The sequence below is a fragment of the Anaeromonas gelatinilytica genome, from assembly GCF_016820635.1.
GTDB lineage: Bacteria > Bacillota > Clostridia > Tissierellales > SIT17 > Anaeromonas > Anaeromonas gelatinilytica.
In genome coordinates, this window is the sequence record NZ_WSFU01000026.1 from 1 (window position 1) to 8095 (window position 8095).

The 8095-nt window shown below is 33.4% G+C and carries 9 protein-coding genes; 2 read left to right on the plus strand and 7 right to left on the minus strand.

Annotated elements, in window-relative coordinates:
- Positions 1-296: 296 nt before the first annotated feature.
- The gene (locus tag GOQ29_RS14950) at positions 297-431 is read left to right on the plus strand and encodes a helix-turn-helix domain-containing protein (RefSeq protein ID WP_350445959.1); all 135 of its coding nucleotides are present in this window, start codon (positions 297-299) and stop codon (positions 429-431) included.
- Between the two features lie 101 nt (positions 432-532).
- Here GOQ29_RS14950 and GOQ29_RS02350 read toward each other — a convergent pair whose 3' ends face one another.
- Positions 533-1069, minus strand: coding sequence for a flavin reductase family protein (locus tag GOQ29_RS02350; protein WP_203371024.1), 537 nt, complete (start codon positions 1067-1069; stop codon positions 533-535).
- A gap of 104 nt (positions 1070-1173) precedes the next feature.
- Here GOQ29_RS02350 and GOQ29_RS02355 point away from each other — a divergent pair, with 104 nt between their 5' ends.
- Entirely contained in the window at positions 1174-1494 is a 321-nt protein-coding gene (locus GOQ29_RS02355) for a winged helix-turn-helix transcriptional regulator (RefSeq protein ID WP_203371025.1), read from the plus strand.
- Between the two features lie 103 nt (positions 1495-1597).
- On the opposite strand, the gene GOQ29_RS14955 is transcribed toward GOQ29_RS02355, so the two are convergent.
- The 6 genes from GOQ29_RS14955 to GOQ29_RS02385 form a co-directional block, all read right to left on the minus strand.
- Positions 1598-1780, minus strand: coding sequence for a DUF4062 domain-containing protein (locus GOQ29_RS14955; protein WP_203371031.1), 183 nt, complete (start codon positions 1778-1780; stop codon positions 1598-1600).
- 9 nt (positions 1781-1789) lie between these two features.
- A complete protein-coding gene (locus GOQ29_RS02365) occupies positions 1790-4231 on the minus strand; it encodes an ABC transporter permease (protein ID WP_203371026.1) in 2442 nt (813 codons plus the stop codon).
- A complete protein-coding gene (locus GOQ29_RS02370) occupies positions 4231-4902 on the minus strand; it encodes an ABC transporter ATP-binding protein (RefSeq protein ID WP_203371027.1) in 672 nt (223 codons plus the stop codon). Before GOQ29_RS02370 ends, GOQ29_RS02365 begins: the two co-directional genes overlap by 1 nt.
- A gap of 110 nt (positions 4903-5012) precedes the next feature.
- The gene (locus tag GOQ29_RS02375) at positions 5013-6260 is read right to left on the minus strand and encodes a sensor histidine kinase (RefSeq protein WP_203371028.1); all 1248 of its coding nucleotides are present in this window, start codon (positions 6258-6260) and stop codon (positions 5013-5015) included.
- Positions 6257-6946 carry a response regulator transcription factor gene (locus GOQ29_RS02380; RefSeq protein WP_203371029.1) on the minus strand — a complete coding sequence of 230 codons (690 nt, stop codon included), beginning with the start codon at positions 6944-6946 and terminating at the stop codon, positions 6257-6259. The genes GOQ29_RS02375 and GOQ29_RS02380 overlap by 4 nt, the downstream gene beginning before the upstream one ends.
- Before the next feature lie 383 nt (positions 6947-7329).
- Positions 7330-7746, minus strand: coding sequence for a hypothetical protein (locus GOQ29_RS02385; protein ID WP_203371030.1), 417 nt, complete (start codon positions 7744-7746; stop codon positions 7330-7332).
- Between the last annotated feature and the right edge of the window lie 349 nt (positions 7747-8095).

An 8095-nucleotide genomic window follows, 5' to 3' on the forward strand; every position in this document is an offset into this window, starting at 1 on the left:
AGAGTAGAAATCATTACAAATCTCTACTCTGAAAAAAGTCTAACTTTTTGGGGTCACCTTAAATATCTGGGCTATCTTTTATAATCTGAACTTGTTTATGTTAGTCTAAAAGTGTTTCATTCCACAGTTAGTTGAAAGCAGTGTCGAAATATGTCATAATAGTTACATCATATTGTAATCTCTCGAAAAAAAGAGATACCATTTGTAGATAAATCATCAATATCTAAAGTTTGTATTGATGATTTTGCAATCAAAAAGCGTAGTACCTATGGTACAGTTATAATTGATATTGAAAGTTGTATGAGGATGGTTATTCAATAAGTGCAATAGCAAGAACAACTGGCTTTGTCAGAAAAACAGTAAAAAGATACCTAGATCCAGATGTTTCGGTTGTACATGCATCCTATGGTACGACAAGAAAAGCCCTTTAACTCCATTTCACAATGATATTGATAAATTACTTGAAAATTGTTTATTAGCTTCCCATTATGCTCATAACCTTGATTGTGAACTCAAGGAACTTCAAGATATACTATTCGATAATATATGCACTAACAATCTCTCCGTAATAAGCGGTATGAAAATCCTTGTTTGCACCGTGAAATGAACTATCAACATTCTGTGGGTGAAATGTATTCTTGTTTTCTTCTGTAATTTCACTCTCATCTTGTTTTTGCTTGTATATAACCCTACACTCAAGTGTCAAAGGAAGTTCCTTAATAGCAGGAACAGAAACATTATTAGGTGTTTCAAGTGTCAAGTTAAGTTCTTTGATTTTATCAATTGCACCACCGGACTTTGTTCCGCAAATTCCCAATATATTTTTGTCAAAAGCACCATATGGTATGTTTATTGTGAATTCAGGATTTTTTTCGAGTTGATGTTTTGTAAAGCGATTTTCTCTAACGAAAACTGTAAAAATCGGTTTTGACCATTCAATTCCGAGTGCACCCCAAGCAATAGTCATAGAGTTCACTTTGTCATCTACCTTTGTGGTCAACAAAACGCCTGTTTTGACCGCTTTCATAATCTCATTAGCATAATCAAATACTTCAATTTCTTTTTTCATAGTATTATCCTCCTTGCATAATTTATGTTTATATATTATACTAGAATAAGTATATTAGCAAGTATGCACTTTTTAGGTAGATACTATTGAAAAGGAGAGTTAGAATGGATCAACAAAAAGAAGTCTATTCCAAGCCATTTGAATATACATTGTCCTTGGTGGGAGGAAAATGGAAAATGCATATTCTTTTTTGGCTATGGCACCGCAAAGTGATGCGGTATAGTGAGATAAAAAGAGCTCTTAAAAATATCACGCATAAAATGCTCAGCAATCAATTGAAGGAACTCAAAGCTGATGGGCTAATCACTCGGAAAGAATATCCACAGGTACCACCTAAGGTGGAATACCGACTTACGGATAAGGGGGAATCCCTTATGCCAGTGTTAGACGCTATGTGTAAATGGGGACACCAGTTTGTGGAATAATAAGGTTATATATTTTAAGAGATCTGCTTTTACAAGTCTCTTAAAATATATACAAATGGCACTAGAATACAAATCTTAATGCCATTTGTCTTTTTTCAGAAATTCATAAATACTTAATAAATTCCACTAAGGCATCAGAATTATCTATCCATCTATAAATAGTATCTAACTGACTTCTATTACCTGCCTTAAGTAATTCCATATCCGCCGAAATATGTCCTGCATCAAGAACATCTTCAATAGCCGCTTGTCTTTCATCTATTAAATCAATAGTTGTGCTTATAATCTCAGTTCTCTATTCCTGATACCGGATTCTTTCAATTAATGATTCTTTTCTGATGTTTCTGCTTAAAACAAATGACAAAACTATCTGCAATATTGTAATCACAGCTATCATAATTACAATCTCTAATAATGGAAAATGGTAAATATTCAGTCCTATCCAGCTTTGACTTTTACCATAACAGAACATCGCATATCCGGCAGGTATACCTACTGCCATCGCCACTATAACAGTACCTATTGTGAATACAAATCCTTCCATTTGGAACATACGATTTAACTGCTGGTTTGTCATACCAATTGCCTGTAAAACACCAATCTCCTGTTTTCTCGTAATTATACTTACTATCAATGTATTTGTCATATTCATAAATCCGATGATCCCCAGAATTGCAAGTAAGGTGTAAGAAGCCATTTTCATCATTCTTGTACTGAACTGCGATGTTTTTAGTGCATCCTGATACGTTTCCAGTTCCACATGCTCCTTATCTGTTAGCAGTTCCTTTAATTCCTTTTGGACTGTTGTCAGATTATTTTCTTCACAGTCCACCCAGATATATCCGATTCCATCTTCTGTAAATCCCAACTTCTTATAAGTATCTTCTGTGATTCCCCAATCCTGATCGCAATTACCAAAAGAACCTTGTATAGTACCGGTAAAAGATACCTGCGATATACCATTTTCTAATTGTGTCAGTATATTCTGATTTAACGAATATCCATAGTCCTCCATAAAATGAGACCATCCATATAATATACCATTTTCCTCAGATGCAGTATCATAATCAAGAGTGCCCATATTTCCTCCACGGCTTTTAAAATTATTAAAGTCCTCTTCATTCAAAACTGCAACAGATGACATGTTTCCCGTTTCCTGACCAGTTTCATCTGTTTCTTTCAAAGCAAGAACTTTTCTTGTCCGCACATCTGTTACTCCATCAATCTGCTTAATTTTTGTAACCAAATCAGTCCCAAGCAGATTTTCTTTTAAAATACTATCCAGATTATTTTCAGGATATGCAGTATCATTTAACGAATAGTCTAATCTAATTAGAAATTGTCCGTACTCTACGCTTTTCCTTGCATCATATTCATTGTCCATATTCCCCACAAAATTAGCGATAACAACAAATAGTACGCAGGAAAGCCCCATAGTACAAACAGTAACAATTGTTCTTTTTCTATTTGCAGATAGACTTGCCAAAGTCATTTCTTTTACTCCGACAACTTTTTTCCCTTTTCTTAAGCTTCTTTTTCTACTTGTATTTTCCTGATATCGCATAGCTTCAACAGGCGATATCCCTGCAACAGTTTTCATTGGTTTTCTAATTGCCAAGTAAACTGTAAGGAACGAAACAACTACGACTAAAATTAAAACAGGGACTGAAAAAATAGAAACTTCAATTAAATCTGCTCCTGCCCTCAGAGAATTTGATTGTTCCATAAGCCATGAAAAAGTAAATTTACTTAAAATGCAGCCAATTATCAGACCAACAGGAACTCCAATCCCTGAAAGCAACATTCCTTCTATCATAACCACTCTTTTCAATTGCTTCTTTGTTGCTCCAAGTGCTTTCAATTTTCCATACTCCTGAATCTTTTGTACAATACCAACCTGGAAGATATTATATATAACGATTACAGAAAAAATAATTACACAAAAGGCAATCAGCAATCCGCCTAATATTGTCTCCATTCCAGGGTCTAATGACCACATCAGATAATAATCGTTTACCGATACTTTTTTTTCAGAAATTCCGCATTTTATTGCCAGTTCTTTTAATAAATCTTCTGCTTCATCACTTGTTATATCAACGGAATCATTTAACCTGAAATAAACCGAATAATAACGTTTATTAGCAGCTACTTGATTTTCATAATATTCCTCTGACACATAACCAACATATGTTTTCTTAGTTGTCTCCGCCACACTTTCCTTCAGCAATCCACTGATTACCAATTCCTTCTTTTCATAAGTGCTATCAGAATCCTTTCTGCTGTTTAAACTAATCTTATCTCCTATTTGTAGATTATCATATCCAAGTGCCTCAAAAAAAGATTTTTCTGCTATAATCTCATCTTCATTTTCCGGAAAAGCTCCTTCATCCAAATACTCAGACAGATTCGTTAATTCATAAGTTGTCTTATCTGCATAATATAGACTAATATCACTTTTATTTATTACTTCCCCGACAAATGCCATTTTCCCAATATCCGTAAATTCGCTTCGAAGTTCCATTTCCTGAATCTGTTCTTCATTAATACCTTTATAAGTTCCATAATAACTGCCATAAAGCTGTTCTGTATTCGTACGATTTGATTTTATGACTCCATAACAAAAGGTGGCTATGATAGTTAAAAGCATAGTAGTCAATATGATAGATACTATAATCAGTATACTTCTTGTTTTATTCTTTTTATCATTATTTACTGCAAGTCCGGTTATGGTATTCATTATTGCTCCACCACCTTCCCGTCTTCAATCAGGATGGTCCGGTCAGCAATCTGGGCAATATCCTCGTCATGTGTAATCATTACAAGAGTCTGTCCATATTTTTGTGCAGACATTTTTAAGAACCCTATCACTTCATCACTGGTCTTTGAGTCCAGATTACCGGTAGGTTCATCTGCCAAAAGAATATCCGGCTTTGAAGCTAATGCCCTCGCAATAGCAACTCTTTGCTGCTGTCCTCCGGATAATGTATTAGGAAAATTATGCAGCTTCTGCTCAAGACCAAGGGTCTTAATAATATCCTTTACAAATGTTTCATCTACTTTTTTTCCGTCCAGCCCAATTGGTAAAACAATATTTTCCCATACGTTTATGGATGAAACTAAATTGAAAGTCTGAAAAACAAATCCTATCTTTCTTCTACGAAATACTGCCAGTTCATCCTCCTTCAATTTAAATATATTTTGATTCTTAATATAAACATTTCCTTTCGATGGTGTATCTAAACCTCCAAACATATGCAATAATGTACTTTTACCAGATCCTGATTTTCCAACGATTGCAACAAATTCCCCCTGTTCAATTGAAATATTTACATTTTCCACAGCATTTACCTTTGTTTGCCCTGATCCATATGTTTTATACAGATTTTCTGTTCTAAGAATTGTCTCCATCTTATTTACTCCTTTCGATTCTATCTCTTTTATATATGAATAGAATACAATGTCAATATTTCAATCGGCTTTCAAAATAACAAAAAAAGTCTTACAGAATTGTAAGACTTCTATATACGATAAGGTAATTGAATGATAAACTTGGAACCCACACCTTTTTCTCCTGATGAGACACTTATAGTTCCATTATGTCTGTTAATGATCTCGCGAGTCAGATATAATCCCACACCGGATCCCGTCTGTGCTTTTACTTCCTTGGAATTTCCCCTATAAAATCTTTTAAATACTTGATTATAATCACACTTTGGTATTCCAATTCCTTGGTCTTCAATTTCTATCCGTAGAAATGTGATTCTTTTCATCATTCTAATGATAATACAGGTGTCTGTGGGACTATACTTAATCGCATTATCAAGAATATTAATCAATGCTTCACTTAACCATTTCTTATCATGAGGTAACATTAACTCCTGTAAATCCTCATCTGCATCCATCTCTATCTGAATTCTTTTTTCTTCTGCTTTCAAATGCACTCTATTAACAGCATCAAGAATGGTCTCAAAAATACACAGGTTTTCCATTTTTATTTCAACCATACCCGTTTCCATTCGTGATATATTAATTAATGCTTCTAGCAAATTTTCTATGCCCTTTAGCTGAAGGTTACGTCTATATGAAAATTCCTTTTTCTCGTCAGGATTTAAGTCATCCTGTTGCAGTATTTCAAAGCTGGTCTTTAATGCCGCAACCGGTGTCTTTAGTTGATGAGATATATCTGTAACAAGCGACTTTGTTTCTTCTTTTTCTTCGTATATCCGTTTGCTTAATAGTTTGAGATAATCACCGAAAGATTGGATATTGAAATATAGTTTTTCAGTATCCTTATTTATAAAATCGTTGGAAGAGATATCTGGTATATCATATATTTCTTTTCTATAATTAGATAATACTTCTTCTAATCTACCTATTTCCATCTTTCTTTTTTGTTTTTCAATTATACAAATAGCCCAAATGATGAGCACACATGTTATGTAAAGTATAATTGACAATGTAATTATTTGAGTACATTGTTCCTTATATAGCTGGTAAAGCGCATTTTGATTTTCTAATTGATATCCATAGTCTGCTAATATTTTCTCTCCAGCTTCTATGTTCATATCTTTAGAACCTTTTAGTATTCTTGTAGCACTTTGTATCATGTCTTCCTCGGATATCATCTTGCACAGAATCCGAACTTTATCTTGATAATTCATATACTCCATTCTTATTGTGACAAAATCGAATAATAAAATAGCCAGAAATAGTATAACTGCTATCACAATATAAAAACTCTGTCTATTAGATTTGCATTTTTTCATTTCTTTACGCATTCCTTGTCCCAGATATATCCGATTCCTCTGATATTTTTAATATATTGTGGATTTGTTGGATCTCCTTCAATCTTTTCACGAAGTCTTAGGATATTGACTGCAATTGTATTTTCTTCTACAAAATCTCCTTCCATATCATACAATTGTTCCAACAGTTGTCTTTTTGACATAATTTGTTTCGGGTGTCCTATGAAAGCCTGTAATAGCTTCCATTCATTTTTCGTTAAGGATATTTCCTCCCCACATTTCCAAATCTGCATTTCATGAAATGAAAGTCTTATATCTCCTGATTCAGTTATCCCGCTATCAGTAGTTAATTGCTTTTTAAAAAATGCATTTATCTTTAATGAAAGAACAGATAAACTAAACGGCTTTGCAATATAGTCATCCGCTCCCGCTTCATATCCCATAACTTGATCTATTTCCTGATCTAATGCTGTCAGACATATAATATGAACATTGCTTTTTCTTCGAATCATTCTTATTAAATTCAATCCATTTCCATCTGGCAATGTTATATCACATATAATTAGTTGTATCTCATTTCTCTCAAAGTTCTTACTTGCTTGCTCTATGGTGGTACAAGGAATAACTTGATATCCTTCTTTTTCAAGGGTAAATGCAATACCACGATTTACACTTTCTTCATCTTCTAATAACAGAATTGTATTCATCAGACACCTCCATAGTCGAAAACATAAATTTAAGTTAAATATAAATTCTACAGTATAACCATACCATGTTTCTTATTTGGTCATCTGTATATTTACCCAATATAATTCATCTCCATCCCAGATCATACACTAATAAATTTTCTTATTTTTATTATACATCATTTTATAATTTTAACCAGCAACGTAAAATCGGCCAGAGATTTGATCCCCACCAATTATATATATTTCAATATTTCTGCTTTTCTTGTTCCACTAAATTGTTCCATTACTAGTTATATACCGTATATGTAGAACCGGATCCTGGCAGTCTTGGGCCGAGGGGACGAGCACCAGTTAAAAATACTACACATGCTTACTACGTCTCCCATTATTATATTTGCTTATTACCCTATGAGATTCATCTGAATAAACCATGCTATAAACAACACAACTGCTATGCTCCATATGGAGTAAAGCACGCGGACAAAAATGCTTCGTTTTTTAAGCCATAAGTATACTGTTGAAACAATTCCGCACAGTCCGGAAATGGCTATCATAAATGCTCCTATCTTATAAAAAGATATCACCCTTCCCAAACCAGCAGTACAATTCAAGCCTCCGAAAACTTCATTCATGTAATCTATATGATAAATAAATCTGATAATCATAAGTACAAACAGAATGAACACCGCAACAGCAGGTATATTAGTCAGAATTAGGCGTTTATCCTTCTTCATTATACCCGGTATAATAAAAATACTGGAAACAATAAACCCTATTAGACTTGCAGATATAAAAACAGTATTACAAACAATTGCCATTCAGTACCTTCATACCATGGTACTCGTACGTACGATGTATAAAACTGCTTGGGCGAATAATACAAATTATTGCCCTTTTGTATAAACTTAATATATCCAAGATCTTTTTCCCTATAAGCGTCTTCTCCTACAGGGACCAGCTTTTTCCCATCTATTGCAAATCCATCAGTTGGATTTCCTGTAATATGTTTTGAGCCACTCAAAAGAATATTAATAAATTTGTCCGAGCCTTTGAATCTGACTTACGTACAGTTAAGATCCATATATTTACATATGATATTTTCACAAAAAAATCATAGCTAAATTCCCTAAAATAAGTTAAAATATTTTTTGTCCAAAAAATAAACTT